An 18,597-nucleotide genomic window follows, 5' to 3' on the forward strand; every position below is an offset into this window, starting at 1 on the left:
GCCGAGGTGACACCTCTGCCTGCAAGGCATGGGTGAGTGCAGGAACGCCGGCTGCCATGCCGGCGTTTTTGTTTGTTCTCCGCTGCCGCATGCCTGGAGCAGGCCGCCATCAGGCGCTGTCGCGCTAAATGAATCCGGTCAGCGGTACACGACGTGGCGCAGCAGCACGAATGTCACCAGGGCCAGGCCACCTTCCACCAGCGGCTTGGCGAGCCACGCGTACTGCAGCCCCAACGCATGGTCGACCGCCGTCACCAGCAGGGTGCTGGCCGCGGTGAGCAGAATCCAAAGCAGGAAGAAGCGCGCGAAGCGCTTCCAGCCCAGGCGCTGTTGGCCGGCGGCAGCAAAGGTATAGCGGCCATTGAGCCAGAAGCCGAGCAGCATGCCGGCCAAACGGCCGACGATGTTGGCAGGAGCGACCGGCAGCCCGAGTGCGGTGCTTCCCACGAACACCAGCCAGTCCAGCAGCAGCTGCACCAGGCCGATGACGATGTATGCGCTGCCCTGGCGCAGGAGGGTCATTGCCGAGGCTTCCCGATGACGCTGCGCAGGGCCTGTTCGACGCCAAGCAGACGATGCACGGGTTGCCGCGGTTCGCTGGCTACATCGAAATTGAGCCAGGACAACAGCATCTGCATGCCCACGATGATGGGCAGGCCGGCGATCATCACGGTACCCGCAGTGGCCGGTACACCACTGTCGGCTGAGAGGCACCACCGCCAAAGGCCAAATATGCCGCCGCCGGCCAGTAGGACGCTGCCAAGCAGCAGTTCTACGCTGGCCAGCGAGAAGCCGCGTATGCCGTAGCTGTAAAGCAGGCGACGCAGGGTGTTGCGCAGATGCCCCAGCAGGAACGGGCCAAGGATGCGTAACGGGCTCAGGCTGCTGGTTTCGTCTTCATAGCGGGCGCGCATCGGTACATCGATCACCACGGCACGCACCTGGTTGAGGTGATACAGCAGGTCCGATTCGAAGAAGTAGCGCTTTGCGATCCGCTCGAGCTCCAGCTCGTGCAGTACTTCACTGCGGATCGCCGTGTAGCCGTTGGTCGGATCAGCGATCTGCCAGTATCCGCTGGACAGCTTGGTCATGAACGAAAGCGCCGCATTGCCGGCCAGGCGCACCCAAGGCATGCCGCGCACGAAGCCGACGCGATGGAAACGGTTGCCCTTGGCATAGTCCGCGTGGCCGGACAGAAGTGGGCTGGCAAAGCGGGGAAGCAGACCGGCATCCATCTGCCCGTCGCCGTCGAGCTTGACCACCACATGGGCAGGTGTCTGCAGCGCGTGGTGGTAGCCGGTCAGCGTGGCACCACCCACTCCCTGGTTCTGCTCGTGATGGACCACGATGACGCGCGGATCGGTGCAGTGTTCGCGAATCCAGGCGCCGCTTGCCTCGGGACAGGCATCATCGACGGCGATGATCCAGCCCACTTCCGGTCCGATGCCGGCGATGACCTGCAGGATATGCGCGCGCACGCGATAGCACGGGATCACCACCGCGATGCGCGGCGAGTCGTCGGGCCGGACCGCTGTGGTGGGGCTGGTCGGAGGGGGGGTGTTCATCGCGATGGCATTCCTGGGGGCGCCGGGAGGCTCCACCACTGGCAGCCGCCGGCTTCTTCGCGCAGGTGGGCACCTGCCAGCTCAAGTGCGAGTTTCTGTGAGGGTGTGAGCGCTTCACTGCGGAGGATGACGTGCCTGACCTGCTGTTGCTGCAGCATGGCGAGCCAGCGCTTGCCGCTGGGATCCAGCTCGGCGTTGGCGGCGGCCGCCTGCAGGCTGGGCGAGTACCAGCTGATCGTGCGCCCACGGGTACCGAATTCGGCGGAGAACGGGTCACCCGGATCCAGCAGCAGCACGGCGCCCTCGTCTTCACCCGACGCACGGATGGCTGCGGCCAGTGTGCGTTCGGGTGCAAAACGCTGGAACAACGGAGCATCGCGGCCCGCCGACTTCAGCGTGTCCTTCAACGCTCCGCTACGCAGCATCCAGTAGCCGGTGGATTGGAAGCTGACATTGAGCACGCACAGCGCCACCAGCAATCCAATGAGAGGCCGGCGCAGGGGACCGGCGCCGAGCGACGCCACGGCGACCACGCACAGCAATGCCATGCCAGGATAGGCGTAGCGCAGGTACTGGATCGGCAACAGCGGCAGTGCCAGCACGGCCAGTGCCACCAGTGCCGCCGCGCGAGTTGGCGGACGCAGCACGGCCAGCAGCCACAGCCCGGCCAAGCCGATCAGGACCACGCCCGCCGCACCATCGTGCGATTCGAAGTAGCGCGATGAATGGAAGGTCAGTGCCCACGGCAGGTCGGGACCGAAGCCGATCTTGTACTTCAGGTCGATGAAGTTCGTCGGAGCGAAGTAGGGAGACTGGAAGATGCCGTTGAACAGCGGCAGCACCGGATTGCCAGCAATCCACTGCGCGAACACATAGTTGGCACCACCGACCAGCAGTCCTGCCAGCAGCACCAGGCCGATGCGCGGCAACGACGGCCACGGATGGCGGATCAGTGCCCAGGCCAGGACAGGGAGTGCCATCACCGCACTCATCGACTTCATCGCCAGCAGTCCACCGGCCAGCACCGCCAGCAGCATCCAGTTGGACAAGCGGCCATCACGGGGCGCGGCAGCCAGCGCACACATCCAGAGCAGCACCGCAGCGGTTGGCAGCTCGGTCTGCATGCCACCCGCCAGGCCGGCGGTCAGCGGCAGGCTGGCTACCATGGCAACCGCCAGCCAGCGCAGCAGCACGCTCGCGCCGAGCTGCGCCGCAAGCTGCCAGGCGCCCGTGGCCAGCAGCAACAGCCAGATCGCGTTGACCGGGCCGCGTGATTCAGCCCCTGCGATTACCTGCGGTACTGCCTGGATGATATCCGTCGCCCAGGGCGCCAGCGCCCAGATCTGGTGCTGGGGCGCCGGTTGATAGACGCCCTGTTCCAGCAACTGCCATGGCAAGCGCAGGTGGTAGGTGAGGTCGTCGTACTGCAGGGTCGGCAACCAGCAGGCGGTACTGGCCAAGCCCACCACCAGCACAGCGAAAGCGGCGCTGCGCGGCGCGTCCGCCACGGACTGCCGCCACTGCGCCAGGCCGGCCCGCAACGATGACCACAGCAGCGAACGGCGCCAGATCACCACGGCAAGGCCCACCGGCAGATAGACCCAGCGGAAATGGATCGGAACCAGCAGGGTCCAGCCCAGCACTGCCGAAAGTCCCAACAGGCCAGCCATCGCCTGCAGGGCCAACGGGCGCTGCACGAACAGCGCCTGACCGATCACGATCGCAACCAGCAGCAGCAAGACCGTTGCCAGCAGCGGAAATACCCCGGTGAACAGGGGGAGCAGAAGTATCCAGAGCACCGCCAGGCCGCTGGCCATGGACCAGCCACGCAGGCGTCGCATCAGCCATGCCAAGGCGCAGGTCAGCAGACCCAGTGCGACCAGTTCACCGAAGCGACCCGATGGCAGGCTCTTGAGCAGTGGCGTGATGGCCAGGCCGATGAGCAGCAGGAGTGGGCCCATCCAGGGCAGCAGATTGAGAAGTCGTTCCTTCAAGGAATTCACGGTTCACGTCAGGCAGGGAAAGAGCTCGGCTATCCTATCAGCCAGTCCTCAGATTGCCGCCGCTGCGTGGCCCCTCTCCATGACCCAACCCCTGCACGTGATCATCCTCGCCGCTGGCGCCGGCAAGCGCATGAAGTCGTTGCTGCCCAAGGTAATGCAGCCGATTGCCGGTCAGCCGATGCTGGCGCATGTGATCGCCACGGCGCGCGAACTGCAGCCGGCTGCCATCCACGTGGTGTACGGCCACGGTGGGGACCAGGTGCGACACTACTTCGCTGACCAGCCGGACCTGTTGTGGGCTGAACAAGCGCAGCAGCTGGGTACCGGCCACGCCGTTGCCCAGGCCATGCCGGAGGTGCCCGATGCCGCGCAGGTGCTGGTGTTGTACGGCGATGTGCCCTTGATCCGTGCGCAGACCCTGCGCGATCTGCTGGCGCAACCGGGCCGGCTGGCCGTGCTGGTTGCCGATGTCGAGGATCCCACCGGCTATGGTCGCGTGCTGCGCGATGCCGAAGGCAAGGTGGGGGCGATCGTCGAGCAGAAGGATGCCGATGACGAACAGCGCCGGGTGCGCATCATCAACACCGGCATCATTACTGCCGAGTCGACCGCGCTGCGCCGTTGGCTGTCACAGTTGTCCAACAGCAACGCACAGGGCGAGTATTACCTGACCGATGTGTTCGCCTTCGCCGCCCGTGAGTTCACTCCGGCGGAGATGGCGCTGGTGGCCGATGCGCAGGACGCGGAAGGCGCGAACGATCCATGGCAGCTCTCGCAGCTGGAACGCGCCTGGCAACGCCGCGCGGTGCGTGCACTGTGCATCCAGGGCGCACGCGTGCGGGATCCGGCGCGGGTGGATATCCGCGGTGAAGTGATCGTCGGCAGCGACGTGATGATCGATGTCGATGTGATCCTGGAAGGCAAGGTGGTGCTCGGCGATGGCGTGACCATCGGTCCGTTCACCCGGCTGAAGGACGTCACGCTCGGCGCGGGCACCGAGGTGCGCGCGCACTGCGATGTCGAAGGCGTCGTCAGCGAGGGGGCGGCACAGATCGGCCCGTTCGCGCGCCTGCGCCCCGGTACCGTGCTGGCCGATGGCGTGCACGTGGGCAACTTCGTGGAAACCAAGAAAGTCACCCTGGGGGTGGGCAGCAAGGCCAACCACCTGACCTACCTGGGCGATGCGGTGATCGGCAGCAAGGTCAACATCGGTGCGGGCACCATCACCTGCAACTATGACGGCGTGAACAAGTCGACCACCACCATCGGTGACAACGCCTTCATCGGCTCCAACAGTTCGCTGGTGGCGCCGGTGCTGATCGGTGAAGGGGCGACGATCGCTGCAGGTTCGGTCATCACCCGCACTGCGCCGGACGGCAAGCTGACCGTGGCCCGTGCGCGCCAGGAAACGATCGATGGCTGGCAGCGTCCCATCAAGAAAAGCTGAGCCGAGGCCACCGCGCGTCGGCGAACTCGACGCATTGCCCCGCATCGAACAGCGTGCGGGCGAACTGCTGCGCGGGCATGAGGCGTACCCGGTGTTCGCCGGTCATGGACTGGATCTGCTCACGCTGCAGGCTGGACTGCAGCGTGACCAGCTGTGGGTCATCGACGGCGCCGATGGCAGCATCGCCGGCTACCTGCTGGGCGGTGCGCTCGACGGTGATTTCCACGTGCTGCAGATGGATGTGGATCCCGGCCACGCGCGGCGTGGTTATGGCCGAGCGTTGCTGCGGCATGCACTCGCCGAGGCCAAGGCGCTTGGCTATCCGGGGGCGGTGCTGACCACGTTGTCCGATGTTCCGTGGAATGCGGCTTTCTATGCCAGCGAAGGATTCAAGGTGCTGCCGGAGGCAGAGTGGAGCGCGGGCTTGCGAGCGGTGATGGCCGAGGAGGCCGCATTGGGATTCCCGATGCACCTGCGGGTGGCAATGCGACGGGTGCTTTAGTTTTGCTTCTTCTGTTGATTGCTGATGGTTGCTCATCTTTCATGGGTGTCACTTTTCTTTGTACGCAAAAAAAAGTAACCAAAAGAAACGTTCCGCCGGCCGCGAGCCGATGCTGCGCATCGGTGCCCTGCGCTCCTCGGCGAATCAGGGGCCGGTGCCGAACTCGCTGCGCTCAGACATCGGCACCTCTTCGCCCCTGATTCCCCTGCGGTGCTCGGCTCGCTTCAAGGCGGCCCCAAGTCAAACCCCACAGCTGCACCCAGTAGATCCACGCCATGCGTGGATGCTTTTGCTTTGCTTCTCGAGTCCGCCTTGAAGCGATCCGAGCACCGCAGGGCCGGCGAGGGCGAAGAGGCGCGGGTGTCTGAGCGAAGCGAGTTCCCGCGCCGTCCCTCGACGGACCGAGGAGCGCAGGGTACCGGCGTGCGCAGCACGACGGCTCGCGGACCGGCGGCGCGTTTCTTTTGGTTACTTTTCTTTTCGCGCGAAAAGAAAAGTGACACCCATGAACAATGATCAACCTTCAGCCATCAACAGAAGAAGGAAGAACAAACCTACCCCACCGGCAACAGGATCGACACACACAGCCCGCCCTCGGTGCGGTTCTGCAGTGACACGCGGCCACCATGCGCCTCGACGATCTCGCGGGTGAGTGCCAGCCCCAGCCCGGTGCCATTGCGCTTGGTCGAATAGAACGGCATCAGCGCATTCTGCAGCACCTGCTCGTTCATGCCCTTGCCCCGGTCCAGCACATCCAGCCGCAACCACTGCGGCAGCCGGGTCAGCTGCACCTGCACGTCGTCGTTCGGCGGATCTGCTTCGGCGCAGGCCTCGTGCGCGTTCTTCAGCAGGTTGAGCAGGGCCTGGCCGAACTGGGCGATGTCGATCCGGCTGCTCAGCTCCTCGTCGAGTTCACGCTCCATCGTGAACGGAATCTGCTGGCACAGGCTGGACAGGAACGGCGCCCAGTGCACGGTCTGCAGCTGCGGCTGCGGCAGCTTGGCGAAACGTGCGTAGCCCCGGATGAAGCCTTCCAGATGCCGTGCGCGGTCTTCAATGGTGGTGAAGATCTCCGGCAGCCGGTCGAAGCGTTCGCGCTTGACCAGTTCGCCGCCGGAGTGTGCCAGCGATGCGATCGGCGCCAGCGAGTTGTTGAGCTCGTGGCTGATCACCCGGATCACCTTCTTCCAGGTCTGCACTTCCTGCCGGCGCAGTTCGGCAGTGAGCTGGCGTACCAGCAGCAGGTCATGCGGACGGCCGTTGAGCTGGAACGCGCGGCGCGAGAGGTGATAGACCTGTTCGTCGTCCTCGTCTCCCTCCACGCCGTCTTCGTGTTCCGACTTCACCGCGAACAGGCTGTCGCCGCCGCGGCCGATGGCATCGCGCAGTTCAACCGGCAACTGTTCAAGCACGTCTTCCATGCGCTGGCCTTCCAGCTTCCAGCCGCCGTGCAGCAGCTTGCGCGCCGCCAGGTTGGAGAACACCACGCGGGAAATGCCATCGCCACCGGCAGCGATCAGCAGCATTGCCACAGGTGTGTTCTGCACCATGGTGTCCAGCAGCAGTTCACGCTGCACCAGGCCCTGGCGCTGTGCGCGCAGCACCTCGCCCAGTTCGCGGTGTGCCTGCACCAGATCACCCAGTTCGTCATTGCCGGGCCAGTAGATGCCGAAGTTGTACTCACCGTCGCGGTAGCTGCTGGTGGTTCCGGACAGCGCCCGCATCAACGAGCGCACCGGTGCGGTGGCGCGGCGCAGCGTCCACCACATCAATGACAGCAGGATGATCGTGGAGACCGTGGTCACCACCCAGCCATGGTCCATCCAGTAGGCCAGCAGCCACGGCAGCGCAGCAGACAACGCCAGCACCGGCAGCAGGCGCAGGAACAGGCGGAAGGTGAAGGAGCGTCGTTTCATTCGCGTGGGATGCCGTGACGGTCCATGCGCCGGTACAGCGCCTGCCGGCTCAGTCCAAGCTCGTTGGCCGCCTGCGCGATGACCCCGTGGTTGCGCGCCAGCACTTCTTCGATGCGTGCGCGGTCGGGATCATTGCCGGCGCTCGGCGTCGGGCGCGGCGCAGCAGGCGCGCGCGGCAGGTTGAGATCGGCCACCTCGATGCGGTTGCCGGTGGCCAGCAGTTCGGCACGCTGGATCACGTTGCGCAGCTCGCGCACGTTGCCCGGCCACAGATGCCGCTGCAGCGCACTGGCCGCCGCGCTGGACAGCGGCTTGCCGATGCTGAGGAAATGCTCGGCCAACGGCACGATGTCGCCGGGGCGGTCGGCCAGTGGCGGCAGCGTCAGTTCCACCGTGTTGAGCCGGTAGTAGAGGTCTTCGCGGAACGTACCCTCGCGGATCATCGCCGGCAGATCGGCATTGGTCGCACTGACCACGCGCACCTTGACCTGGCGTTCGCGGTTGGAGCCCAGGCGTTCGAAGCGCCCGGTCTCCAGCACGCGCAGCAGCTTCATCTGCCCGCCCAGCGACAGGTTGCCGATTTCATCCAGGAACAGCGTGCCGCCATCGGCCGCCTCGAACTTGCCTTCGCGCGCCTTGTTGGCGCCGGTATAGGCGCCGGCCTCGGCACCGAACAGCTCGGCCTCGATCAGTTCGGAGGGCAGGGCGCCGCAGTTCACTGCAACGAACGGGCCCTTGGCCACCAGCGAGTTGGCCTGGATGATCTGCGCGATCTTCTCCTTGCCCGCGCCATTGGGGCCGGTGATCAGCACCGGCAGCTCCGAGCGCGCGACCTGGCAGGCCAGGGCGATCACCCGTTCGCTGGCGGGGTCGGCGAACACCGCGCCGCACAACGCGTACTTGTCTTCCAGTGCATGGCGCTGGCGTTGCTCGCGCTGGCGTCGCTGGTCCAGTTCGCGCCGCGCTTCGGACAGTTCCAGCAGGTTGTTGACCGTGGTCAGCAGCTTGCGGTCATCCCAGGGTTTGGCCAGGTAATCGGCGGCACCGGCCTTGACCAGGTCCACCGCACTGCTCAGGTGGGTCCACGCAGTCAGCAGGATCACCGGCAGGTCGGGGTGGCGTTCGCGGATCTGCGCGAACAGTGCCTCGCCTTCCTCGCCAGAGGTGGTGTCCTCGCTGAAGTTCATGTCCTGGATCACCAGGTCGACCGCCTGTGACTCCAGCAGCGCCAGCCCTTCGGCCGGGCTCTGCGCCAGCAGGGTGTCGATGTCGTGCAGGGAGAACAGCACGTCCAGCGCGGTTCCCACGCTGGCGTTGTCGTCGATGATCAGGATCGCGGGCATTCGGCGGCTTCTGGGAGGGCAGGGAAGCGCCGGAAAGCGTCGGCGCCGCGCACGGAAAAGGGCGGATGGCGCCGGAGCTTTCGGCGCCACCCACCAAGCATAGCCAAACCGATGGCGGCGCAGGGGCCGCCGGGCCTCAGCGCCGTGGCGGGGGCGGCGGCGGGGGAGCCGGAGGCGGTGGTGGAGGGGCCAACGCGGGGCGCCACTGGGCCACGTTCACCGGCACGGTGAGCATCCGGCCATCGCGACGCAGCAGCAGGTAGACGGTGGCCGTCGATGCCGCCTGCATGGCGTCGGCGAGTTGCTCGATCTGCCGCACCGGCGAATCGTTCACGCGCAGGATGCGGTCGCCGCTGCGCACACCGAAGCGCGCTTCCGGGCTGGCCGCATCCACCCGTACCACGCCCTCGGTCGAGCGCAGTGCCAGCCGCGCATCGTCCTGGCGCCACTGCAGGGTCTGCGAGCTGCTGCTGCCGGCGAGCACCGGCAGCGGCAGGGCCAACAACACCAGCAGCAGGCCGGCGCGCATCTCACGCCCCCCGCGTGGCGACGGCCGGCGGCACGGCAGCGGCACGGCGGGCCGGGCCGAACACCGCGATCTGGCCCAGCATCCACAGCAGCACCGCACCCAGCGGCAGGTACAGCAGCGGCATGCGCGGCAGTTCGTACATGTTCATCAGCGCCAGGTTGATGGCGTAGGCCGCCAGCATGCCCAGCACGATGCCCAACGTAGCCAGCAGGAAGTTCTCGGTCTGGAAGTAGCGCAGGATCTGCCCACGGGTGGCGCCCAATGCGCGGCGGATGCCGATCTGCTTGCTGCGCTGCTGCACCCAGAAGCTGGCCAGGCCGACGATGCCCAGTGCGGTGACCACCAGCAGCGCGATGCACACGGTGACCAGCAGGCCGACCATCGAGCGGTCGTTCTTGAAGTAGTCGGCGCGCTGTTCCTGGTAGGTCAGCTTCTCGCGCACCAGGCGATTGGGGTCGTTGTGCTCCAACGCAGCCAGCGCGCCCTTCAACACTTCATCGCGGCGCTCCGGCGAGGTCCGCAGCATGTACGGCCCGCGGGTGAAGTCGGTACGCACCGGCAGCATCATCGACAGGGTGCTGTTGTCGTTGTAGTCGGTCGGAGTGGCCAGGTGGGCGACCACGCCCACCACATGCAGGCCCTGGTTGCCCATGTAGAACGTCTTGCCCAGCGCGCTCTGGTCCGGGTACATCTTGGCGGCGACCTGCTGGTTGATGATCACCGGCGCGGCGCGGTCAGGCTTGGGATTCTTCTGCGCCTCCTCGTAGTCGATGTACTCGCTGGGCAGGAAGTCGCGGCCGGCGACCAGCTGCAGGCCCAGCGTCGGCAAAGCGTTCTCGCTGAACATGTACAGCGAAACGAAGGCGGTGGGGCGTTCCTGGTCACGCTCGCGCGAGATGCTGGTGTTGCTCGAGTTGCGGCGGAACGGCAGCTGGTTGACCTTGGTCACGTTGGTCACGCCGGGGATCGCGCGCAGCGACGCGAGGTCTTCGTTGGTGCGGGCCATGGCGTTGGTCTGCTTGCCGATGCCGTTGACCCGGACCATCACCAGTTCGTTCTCGACCAGGCCGCTGGGCTGGCTGATCTTTTCCACGCGCTGGGTGACCAGGAAAAGCGCATTGCAGACGATGGCGCAGGTCAGGGCGATTTCCAGCACGATCAATGCGGCTGCGGTCTTGTGCCGGCGCAGGGTGCTGAGGATGGGGCGGATGTCCATGGGAAGTCCTCGTTCTCGTGCTTACTGCGACTTGAGCTGGATGGCCGGGGTGACCTGCATCGCGCGCCAGGCGGGCAGGAAGCCGGCAGCGATGCTGGCGAGCAGGGTCAGGCCGAGGGAGAGCAGCAGCATGCTGCCGTCCAGGTGGGCCAGCTTGGCGTAGTCCACCGGCTGCTGGCGTACCGCGTACAGGCCCAGCAGCGCCAGCCCGATGCCGAGCACGCCACCGACCACGCCCACCGCACCCGCTTCGACCAGGCACTGCAGGAAGATCTGCCCGCGGCTGGCGCCCAGTGCGCGACGCACACCGATTTCACCGCTGCGGCGCAGGAACTTGGCCAGCAGCAGGCCGACGGTGTTGACCAGGCACACACCGAGGAAACCCAGGGCCAGCCACATCTGCAGGCGAACGTCGCTGGGCACCGCGTTGTTGAAGGTCAGCCACTCCATCACGGTGCGCAGGCGCACGTTGGCCGGACGCTCGAACCGGCCGGCAGCCCGCTGCTGGTCGGAATAGTTGACCAGATAGCGGCGGTAGTCCTCGGCCTTGGACGGATCAAGTTCCACCCAGTACTGGATCCAGGTGCACGGTGCGTTGATCGAATTGCTGTCGTCGCCGGGAGCGCCGTCGCGGAAGCAGTTCATGTTGCCGTTGCTGCCGAACTTCAGGTCCATCGCGGTGGACAGCGGCATCATCAGATCCTCTTCGCGGCCGTAGTTGCCCACGGTCAGGTCGAAGAAGTGCGGTTCCGGATTCCAGGTGTCCATCACGCCGATCACGCGCAGCGAATGGCCATCGACACGGACCTGGCGGCCGACACTGTCCGCACCCTGGAACAGCTTGTCATTGATCACCTTGGACAGCACCACCACGCGAGCGCGACCGTCATCGTCGCTGGCCGTCCAGGCGCGGCCATACAGCATCGGCACGTTGAACATCGGGAAGAAATCGGACGAGGTCCAGCGCGTATCGATGTTGAACGGCTTCAACGTGCTGCCTTCCGGCTCGACGGTCACATCGCCGGCACTCATCATCGCCTGGCGCTCACCACGCTTCTCGCGCAGCAGCGTTTCGGCATCGAAACGGGTCATCTGGGTCTCCGGCTCTTCGCCGGTCAGGTAACCCGAACGCGGGCGCGGATCGACCTGTACGTAGAACAGGCGGTCGCTCTTGTCCGGGATCGGATCGCCGGACAGCACATGGAACACGGTCAGGGTGGTCATCGAAGCACCGATGCCCAGCGCGATGGCTACCACCATCAGCGCGGTCAGTACCTTGTTGCGGCGGAAGCTGCGCACCGCCAGTCGGGCGTAGTAGGCGAACATGGTCGTGCCCTCACTCGTTGACGGCGACGATGCGACGCGGGGTGGCCAGCACCGGCTCGCGCACCAGGTCGGTGACCTGGCCGTCGACGATATGCACGTTGCGCTGCGCGCGCGCGGCCAGTTCCGGGTCGTGGGTGACCATCACGATGGTGGTGCCGGCGGCGTTGATCTCCTCCAGCAGCTCCATCACCCCGCGCGCCATCTGCGTGTCCAGGTTGCCGGTCGGTTCGTCGGCCAGCAGCAGGCGCGGGCTGCCGGCCAGGGCACGGGCAATCGCCGCGCGCTGCTGCTGGCCGCCGGAGAGTTCGTTCGGGTAGTGCTTCATGCGCGAGCCCAGGCCGACCTGGCTCAGCGCCTTCTCGATGCGCTCGCGGCGCTCGCCGGCACTCATCTTGCGGTAGCGCAGCGGCACGTCCACGTTGTCGAACAGGTTGAGGTCCGGAATCAGGTTGAAGCCCTGGAAGATGAAGCCGATCTTCTGGTTGCGCAGGCGGCTGCGCGCATCATCGCCAAGCTTGCTGACGTCCTGGCCATCCAGCATGTAGGTGCCGCTGGTGAAGGTTTCCAGCAGGCCGGCGATGTTGAGGAAAGTGGTCTTGCCGGAGCCGGACGGACCGGTGACGGCGACGAACTCGCCTTCCTTGACCTGCAGTTCCAGTGAACGCAGCGCGTGGGTTTCCACCTGTTCGGTACGGAAGACCTTGGCGACCGAACGCATTTCGAGCATGTACATGGGGTGTCCTCTCTCCAGGATGTATGGGTTGTCAGTTGACGGAGACGCGTTCGGCGTCCTTGAACAGGTCGCTGCCCGAGACCACGATGCGGTCCCCCGGCTGCACACCCGACTTGATTTCCACTTCGCCCAGGCTGCTGACGCCCAGTTCGATCGGACGGCGCACCGCGGTGCGACCATCCATCACGTACGCCACGCCGTTGCCCTGTTCCACGAACGGGCCGCGCTCGACCTTCATGACATTCCTGCGGGTATCCAGCAGCACCCGCACCGACATCCGCTGGCTCTGACGCAGGCCTTCCGGCTGGGCCGCGGCAAAGCGGACGCGTGCGTTGACTTCGCCATTGACCACTTCCGGCGACACCGCACTGATCTCGCCCGGGAACGGCTGGCCATTACCGCCGGTCAGCTGCGCCGGCATGCCGATCGCCAGATCGCGCGCGAAGCTTTCCGGCACCTTGATCTCGACCTCGAACTTGGACAGGTCGACAACGCCCAGCACCGGCGCGTTGGCGGCCAGGTTGGTGGACTGCACAGCCTGCACCTGACCGACCTGGCCATCGAACGGTGCGCGCAGGGTCAGCGCATCGACCTGGCGCTGCACTTCGGCCACCACGGCCTTCTGGCGGTCGGCCAGCAAGCGCTTGTTGCGTGCGTCCAGATCCGCGCCCTGGCTCTGCAGGCGCGCATCGGTGGTGGCATTGGCCAGGCTGATGTCGGCCTTCTTCAGGGTGTCCTGGGCCTTGGCCAGATCGATCTGCGGCACCGCACCGCCATCGAAGCCGCGCTGGTAGCGCTGCAGGTCGCGGTCGGCGGCCTGGCGCTCGATGCTGGCCTGATCGGTTTCCTTGCGCGATTTGGCACGGGCCAGGGTGGCATCCAGGTTGGCGCGGCTGGCCTCGGCTTCCAGACCCGCCAGGGTGGCCTCCTCCTGGGCGAGCTTGCTGCGCAGCTCGGGGCTGTCGATGATCGCCAGCTCCTGGCCCTTCTTGACCACGTCACCGGCGACCACCTTCAGGTCGACGGTGCCGCCCGAGATCGCATACAGCACCGGGCTGTTGGCGGCGATCACGCGGCCGTCGGCGGCGATGTCGCGCACCAGGTCGCCGCGCTGCACTTCGGCCACGCGCACCCGGCTGCTGTCGAACGAGCGGCTGGCGTTGGACCAGGCATGCACGGCCCAGCCGATGCCGGCGAGCAGGGCGATGCCAGCCAGCGCCGGCCAGCGGTAACGGTGCCATGCGGCCTTGGGAGCACTGGCCGCAGCGGAGGAAACGATCTGGTCCTGGGCGGAGGTGTCGCGGATCATCGGGTTCGTGCCTGTCGGTGGTGCCAGAGTGGTGCCCTACACAAAGCACACAGCGTGCCAACTTTATTTCCTTTTCCATCAATGATTTGCAGAGGCGTCACTACTGTCCGGGTGTCCGCGGACACCTTTCCGGACACTTTCATTAAGCGGACAGGAGGGGGGGCTGGCGGACACGCAGGCTAGAATGCGCCGACCGTCTTCAAGGAAATGCGTGACATGTGTGGAATCGTAGGTGCGATCGCCCAACGGGATGTGGTGCCGGTCCTGATCGAAGGACTGAAGCGACTGGAATACCGTGGTTACGATTCCTCCGGTATCGCCGTGATCGACCATGCCGAGCGCGCTGACGTGCGCCGCGTGCGCCGCACCGGCCGCGTCTCTGAAATGGCCACCGCTGCCGAGGCCGAAGGCTTCACTGCCAGCCTGGGCATCGGCCACACGCGTTGGGCCACCCATGGCGGCGTCACCGAGGCGAACGCGCATCCGCACATCAGCCACGGCGTGGCGCTGGTGCACAACGGCATCATCGAGAACCATGAAGAGCAGCGCGAGAAACTGCGCGCGCTGGGTTATGCCTTCGAGTCGCAGACCGACACCGAAGTGATCGCCCATCTGATTCATCACCATCTGAAGAACGGCGATGACCTGCTGGTCGCGCTGCAGCACACGGTCAAGGAACTGACCGGTGCCTATGCGCTGGCCGTGATCAGCCGTGCCGAGCCGGAACGTTTCGTCTGCGCCCGCATGGGCTGCCCGCTGCTGGTCGGTCTGGGCGAGGGCGAGAACTTCGTGGCGTCCGACGTGTCGGCCGTACTGTCGGCCACGCGCAAGGTGATCTTCCTGGAAGAGGGTGACACCGCCGAGATCCGCCGTGATGGGGTGAGCATCTTCGACGGCAACGATCAGCCGATCGAGCGCGATGTACATCTCTCCGATGTCTCGCTGGCCTCGCTGGAACTGGGCCCGTACCGCCACTTCATGCAGAAGGAAATCCACGAGCAGCCGCGTGCACTGGGCGACACCATCGAAGCGGCCATCGACGCCGGTGGCTTTCCGGCCGAACTGTTCGGCAAGAATGCCGAAGCGGTGCTGTCGGGCATCGAGGGCGTGCAGATCCTGGCCTGCGGTACCAGTTACTACTCGGGCCTGACCGCGCGCTACTGGATCGAGGCCATCGCCGGCCTGCCGTGCAGCGTGGAGATCGCCAGCGAGTACCGCTATCGCGCCGCGTATGCCAATCCCAAGCACCTGATCGTGACCATTTCCCAGTCCGGCGAAACGCTGGATACGATGGAAGCGCTGAAGTACGCCAAGTCGCTGGGCCACAAGCACACGCTGTCGATCTGCAACGTGCCGGAAAGCGCGATTCCGCGCGCCAGCGAACTGGTCTGTTACACCCGCGCCGGTGCCGAGATCGGCGTGGCGTCGACCAAGGCCTTCACCACCCAGCTGGCCGCGCTGTTCCAGCTGACCGTGGTGCTGGGCAAGCTGCATGGCCGCGTTGATGCCGCACAGGAAGCGGACTACCTGGAGCAGCTGCGTTTCCTGCCGGGCAGCGTGCAGCACGCATTGAACATGGAACCGCAGATCGCCGCATGGGCCGAGCGCTTCGCACGCAAGAGCAGTGCGCTGTTCCTGGGCCGTGGCCTGCACTATCCGATCGCCCTGGAAGGTGCGCTCAAGCTGAAGGAAATCTCGTACATCCACGCCGAGGCCTACCCGGCCGGTGAGCTCAAGCACGGGCCGCTGGCGCTGGTGGATGAGGACATGCCGGTGGTAGTGATCGCGCCCAACGACAGCCTGCTGGAGAAGGTCAAATCCAACATGCAGGAAGTGCGTGCGCGTGGCGGTGAGCTGTTCGTGTTCGCCGACCAGGACAGCAACTTCAACGAGTCCGAAGGCGTGCACGTGATCCGCACCCCGCGCCATGCCGGCGTGCTCAGCCCGGTGGTGCACACCATCCCGGTGCAGCTGCTGGCGTACCACACCGCGCTGGCACGCGGCACCGACGTGGACAAGCCGCGCAACCTGGCCAAGAGCGTTACGGTGGAATAAGGCCGGACGTGGCTGGCGGGTGATGTGCTGCCCGCCATGTGTCCGCGCTATGGAGTGGGAAAGCTTCAGACCGCCTGAACGACGGTGTGTTTCATGACGTGCTGATCAAGAACGAGGGGCGAGGGCGGGATTGCTCTCGCCCTTCTGCGTTTCTGCAGTGGTTCGATATCGCCTTGGCAATCCGGACCGCTGGCAGCTGGAGCAGACGGCGGCGGCCCGCATCATCCACACCGGCCAGACTGCACGCCACCGGCAAGAGCAGACGCTTCGGCGGCGCGCACTGCTGGGAATACGTCGAATCAGTGTGCGCGGTTCATGCTTTGGAAACCAGGTACTCGGTGGGTGACACTCCAAGCGAGCGGCGGAACATCGCCGAGAAGGCGCTAGGGCTCAGATAGCCATGCTCCAGCGACACTTCCAGGATGGATGCCCCCGAGGCCAGGCGGGGCAGGCTGAGCAGCAGGCACATCCGCCGCCGCCAGTCGCCGAAGCTCATCCCGACCTCGCGGTGGAACAGCCGTGCCACCGTCCGCCCGCTGACGTGCATCCGTGCGGCCAGATCGTCCAGCGTTACAGGCTCGGCAGGCTCGGCGATCATCCATTCGCACAGACGCAGCAGATGTGCGTTGCGCGGTAGTGGAACGTGCAGCCCAAGCCGCGGTGCCACTTCAATCTCGTCCAGGATCAGCTCCATGATGCGGTGGTCCCGCCCGCCATCGCGATAGTCCAGCGGTATGCCGGTGGCAGCAACGATGGCCTCGCGCAGCAGCGCGGAGACCTCGATGACCTCGCAACCGCTGGGAAGATCCGGCCGTATCCCGGGTGCAACGTAGATGGTCCGCATCGCGACATCTCCGGCAATGCGGATCCGATGCTCCACGTCCTCTGGCATCCACACGGCCCTGCCGGATGGCACGACCCAGCTTCCCTCTGCGCTGATGACCGTCAACACCCCGGTCAGCGCGTGGATCAACTGCGCGCGCGCATGGCGGTGCGCGGCAATGTGTTCGCCGTGAGGATGTCGGGTGGCCAATGCCGCAACGGGGCGCTCGGTTGCGTGACATGCCCTGACAGTGCGTTTTCTGTCCATATCTAGACGATGGTAGTCCGGCAGGCGGGAGAAGGACAGCGTTGCGGGTGATGTGATGTGTGTCCTGGGCACACGCCATCCCAAGTACCCCGTCAATGATTGTCTTCCGTCCTTTGCTGTTGTCTTTTCTGGTCTCTTCCGCACTGTGTGGATGCGCGGTCGGTCCCAGCAGTTCGCCGCGTTCCACCCTCGCCCTGCCGCCGATGACTGTCGTCGACAACGACGCGATCACGGGCGCGCCCGCCGTGCCCCGATGGTGGCGCCTGTATGGCGACGCCACGCTGGATGCGCTGGTCATCCAGGCATTGGAAAACAATCGCGATCTGCGGGTTGCGTCGGCCAACCTGCGGTCCGCCTACGCGGTGCTCCGCGAACGCGAGGGTGATCGGCTGCCGACCACTGCGGTGTCCAGCGATGTCGGCTATGGCAGCACGATGAGCGACCAGATCGCGGCCGCACTGGAGCAGACCGAAGTCCGCACCGGGCAACGTTACGGCGGGGGATTCGCAACCGGTTGGAGCTTGGATCTGTTTGGCCGGATTGCCCGATCCATCCAAGCGGCGCGGGCAGATGCCGAGGCGATCCAGGCCACCGAAGACAGCGTGCGGGTCGTCGTTGCCGCCGAAACCACGCGCGCCTACGTGGAAAGTTGTGGCTACGCCTCGCGCGCCGACATTGCCCACCGCTCGCTTGCCCTGGTCAGTCGCAGCCTGGAACTGAAGACGGCCCAGCGTGATGCGGGGGATGCGACATCACTGGATGTCGCGCGTGCCGCCGCGCTGGTCGAGCAGACCCGCGCTGCCATTCCCGCGCTGGAGGCCGGTCGGCAGAATGCCCTGTATGCACTGGCCGTGCTTACCGGGAGGACGCCGGACGACCTGCCCGCAGACGCAACCAGCTGCGCCGCGGTTCCGCAGCTTGATACCCCGCTTCCGATCGGTGATGTCACCGCGCTGCTGCAGCGACGGCCGGACATCCGGGAGGCACAGCGCAGGCTGGAAGCCAGCACCGCGCGGATCGGCGTGGCTACCGCGAGCCTGTATCCCACGGTTTCCATTCTGGGCACCGTGGCCAGTTCGGCGCCGACGCCCGGCGGGTTGACCGATCACGGGTCGATCGCCTGGAACCTGGGCCCGGCCTTGTCCTGGCGCTTCCCGAACAGCAGCGCGGCGCGCGCGCAGATCGCCGATGCCGAAGCGCAGGAACACGCCGCGCTTGCGCGTTTCGATGCGGTGATCCTGGCCACATTGAAAGACGTGAAACAGGCGCTGGCGACCTACCAGGCAGCGCTGCGTCAGCACGCTGCGTTGAAGACAGCTGCCGTGCAGAGCGGTGAGGCGCTTCGACTGGCGCAGGTGGGCCGACGCGCCGGTGCGGCGAGCGAGCTGGACGTGCTCGAGGCGGAGCGCCGCGATGTCGAGGCACAGGCCATGGCCGCCTCCGCCGAGGCGGAGATCGCCGCCGACCAGATTGCGTTGTTCCGGTCGCTTGGTGGCGGCTGGGAGCAGGCGCCTGCCGTACATCTCCCCACCATCACCCGCAGCGATGACGCCGCGCGCTGAT

The 18,597-nt window shown here is 66.0% G+C and carries 14 protein-coding genes and 1 pseudogene; 4 read left to right on the plus strand and 11 right to left on the minus strand.

Translation table 11 applies throughout. The features are described 5' to 3' along the window. Positions 1–138: 138 nt before the first annotated feature. From H3005_RS00700 to H3005_RS00710, 3 genes are read right to left on the minus strand one after another with little or no spacing between them, the layout of a single operon-like run. Entirely contained in the window at positions 139–522 is a 384-nt protein-coding gene (locus H3005_RS00700; protein WP_191077399.1) for a GtrA family protein, read from the minus strand. After that, positions 519–1,565: a glycosyltransferase family 2 protein gene (locus H3005_RS00705; RefSeq protein ID WP_191077400.1), complete on the minus strand. Its 1,047-nt coding sequence runs from the start codon at positions 1,563–1,565 to the stop codon at positions 519–521. Before H3005_RS00705 ends, H3005_RS00700 begins: the two co-directional genes overlap by 4 nt. Next, positions 1,562–3,526, minus strand: coding sequence for a hypothetical protein (locus H3005_RS00710; protein ID WP_191077401.1), 1,965 nt, complete (start codon positions 3,524–3,526; stop codon positions 1,562–1,564). Before H3005_RS00710 ends, H3005_RS00705 begins: the two co-directional genes overlap by 4 nt. Before the next feature lie 121 nt (positions 3,527–3,647). Here H3005_RS00710 and glmU point away from each other — a divergent pair, with 121 nt between their 5' ends. After that, entirely contained in the window at positions 3,648–5,015 is a 1,368-nt protein-coding gene (gene glmU, locus H3005_RS00715; protein WP_191077402.1) for a bifunctional UDP-N-acetylglucosamine diphosphorylase/glucosamine-1-phosphate N-acetyltransferase GlmU, read from the plus strand. Beyond that, positions 4,984–5,517 (plus strand): GNAT family N-acetyltransferase, encoded by a 534-nt coding sequence (locus H3005_RS00720; RefSeq protein WP_100553623.1) that lies wholly within the window; start codon positions 4,984–4,986, stop codon positions 5,515–5,517. The genes glmU and H3005_RS00720 overlap by 32 nt, the downstream gene beginning before the upstream one ends. 554 nt (positions 5,518–6,071) lie before the next feature. On the opposite strand, the pseudogene H3005_RS00725 reads toward H3005_RS00720, so the two are convergent. From H3005_RS00725 to H3005_RS00755, 7 genes and pseudogenes are all read right to left on the minus strand, one after another. Further along, positions 6,072–7,505: pseudogene (locus H3005_RS00725) on the minus strand (ATP-binding protein); the annotation flags it as partial. Then, positions 7,430–8,776 carry a sigma-54 dependent transcriptional regulator gene (locus tag H3005_RS00730; RefSeq protein WP_100553621.1) on the minus strand — a complete coding sequence of 449 codons (1,347 nt, stop codon included), beginning with the start codon at positions 8,774–8,776 and terminating at the stop codon, positions 7,430–7,432. The gene H3005_RS00730 and the pseudogene H3005_RS00725, both read right to left, overlap by 76 nt. Positions 8,777–8,912: 136 nt before the next feature. After that, on the minus strand, positions 8,913–9,305 hold the full coding sequence (locus tag H3005_RS00735) for a PDZ domain-containing protein (RefSeq protein ID WP_100553620.1): 393 nt from the start codon (positions 9,303–9,305) through the stop codon (positions 8,913–8,915). 1 nt (position 9,306) lies between these two features. Further along, entirely contained in the window at positions 9,307–10,521 is a 1,215-nt protein-coding gene (locus H3005_RS00740) for an FtsX-like permease family protein (protein ID WP_100553619.1), read from the minus strand. Between the two features lie 21 nt (positions 10,522–10,542). Continuing rightward, the gene (locus H3005_RS00745) at positions 10,543–11,847 is read right to left on the minus strand and encodes an ABC transporter permease (protein ID WP_100553618.1); all 1,305 of its coding nucleotides are present in this window, start codon (positions 11,845–11,847) and stop codon (positions 10,543–10,545) included. 10 nt (positions 11,848–11,857) lie between these two features. Next, positions 11,858–12,580, minus strand: coding sequence for an ABC transporter ATP-binding protein (locus H3005_RS00750; RefSeq protein ID WP_032976565.1), 723 nt, complete (start codon positions 12,578–12,580; stop codon positions 11,858–11,860). 31 nt (positions 12,581–12,611) lie between these two features. After that, positions 12,612–13,889 carry an efflux RND transporter periplasmic adaptor subunit gene (locus H3005_RS00755; RefSeq protein WP_100553617.1) on the minus strand — a complete coding sequence of 426 codons (1,278 nt, stop codon included), beginning with the start codon at positions 13,887–13,889 and terminating at the stop codon, positions 12,612–12,614. Positions 13,890–14,105: 216 nt separating this feature from the next. On the opposite strand from H3005_RS00755, the gene glmS reads away from it, so the two are divergent. Next, on the plus strand, positions 14,106–15,944 hold the full coding sequence (glmS, locus tag H3005_RS00760) for a glutamine--fructose-6-phosphate transaminase (isomerizing) (protein ID WP_108266649.1): 1,839 nt from the start codon (positions 14,106–14,108) through the stop codon (positions 15,942–15,944). Positions 15,945–16,257: 313 nt separating this feature from the next. Here glmS and H3005_RS00765 read toward each other — a convergent pair whose 3' ends face one another. Beyond that, positions 16,258–16,977, minus strand: a complete 720-nt coding sequence (locus H3005_RS00765) for a helix-turn-helix transcriptional regulator (protein ID WP_223879987.1) — start codon at positions 16,975–16,977, stop codon at positions 16,258–16,260. Positions 16,978–17,129: 152 nt separating this feature from the next. On the opposite strand from H3005_RS00765, the gene H3005_RS00770 reads away from it, so the two are divergent. Beyond that, positions 17,130–18,596 (plus strand): TolC family protein, encoded by a 1,467-nt coding sequence (locus H3005_RS00770; RefSeq protein WP_191077405.1) that lies wholly within the window; start codon positions 17,130–17,132, stop codon positions 18,594–18,596. The last annotated feature ends 1 nt before the right edge of the window (position 18,597 follow it).

Source organism: Stenotrophomonas sp. Br8 (assembly GCF_014763005.1).
Taxonomy (GTDB): Bacteria; Pseudomonadota; Gammaproteobacteria; order Xanthomonadales; family Xanthomonadaceae; genus Stenotrophomonas; species Stenotrophomonas lactitubi.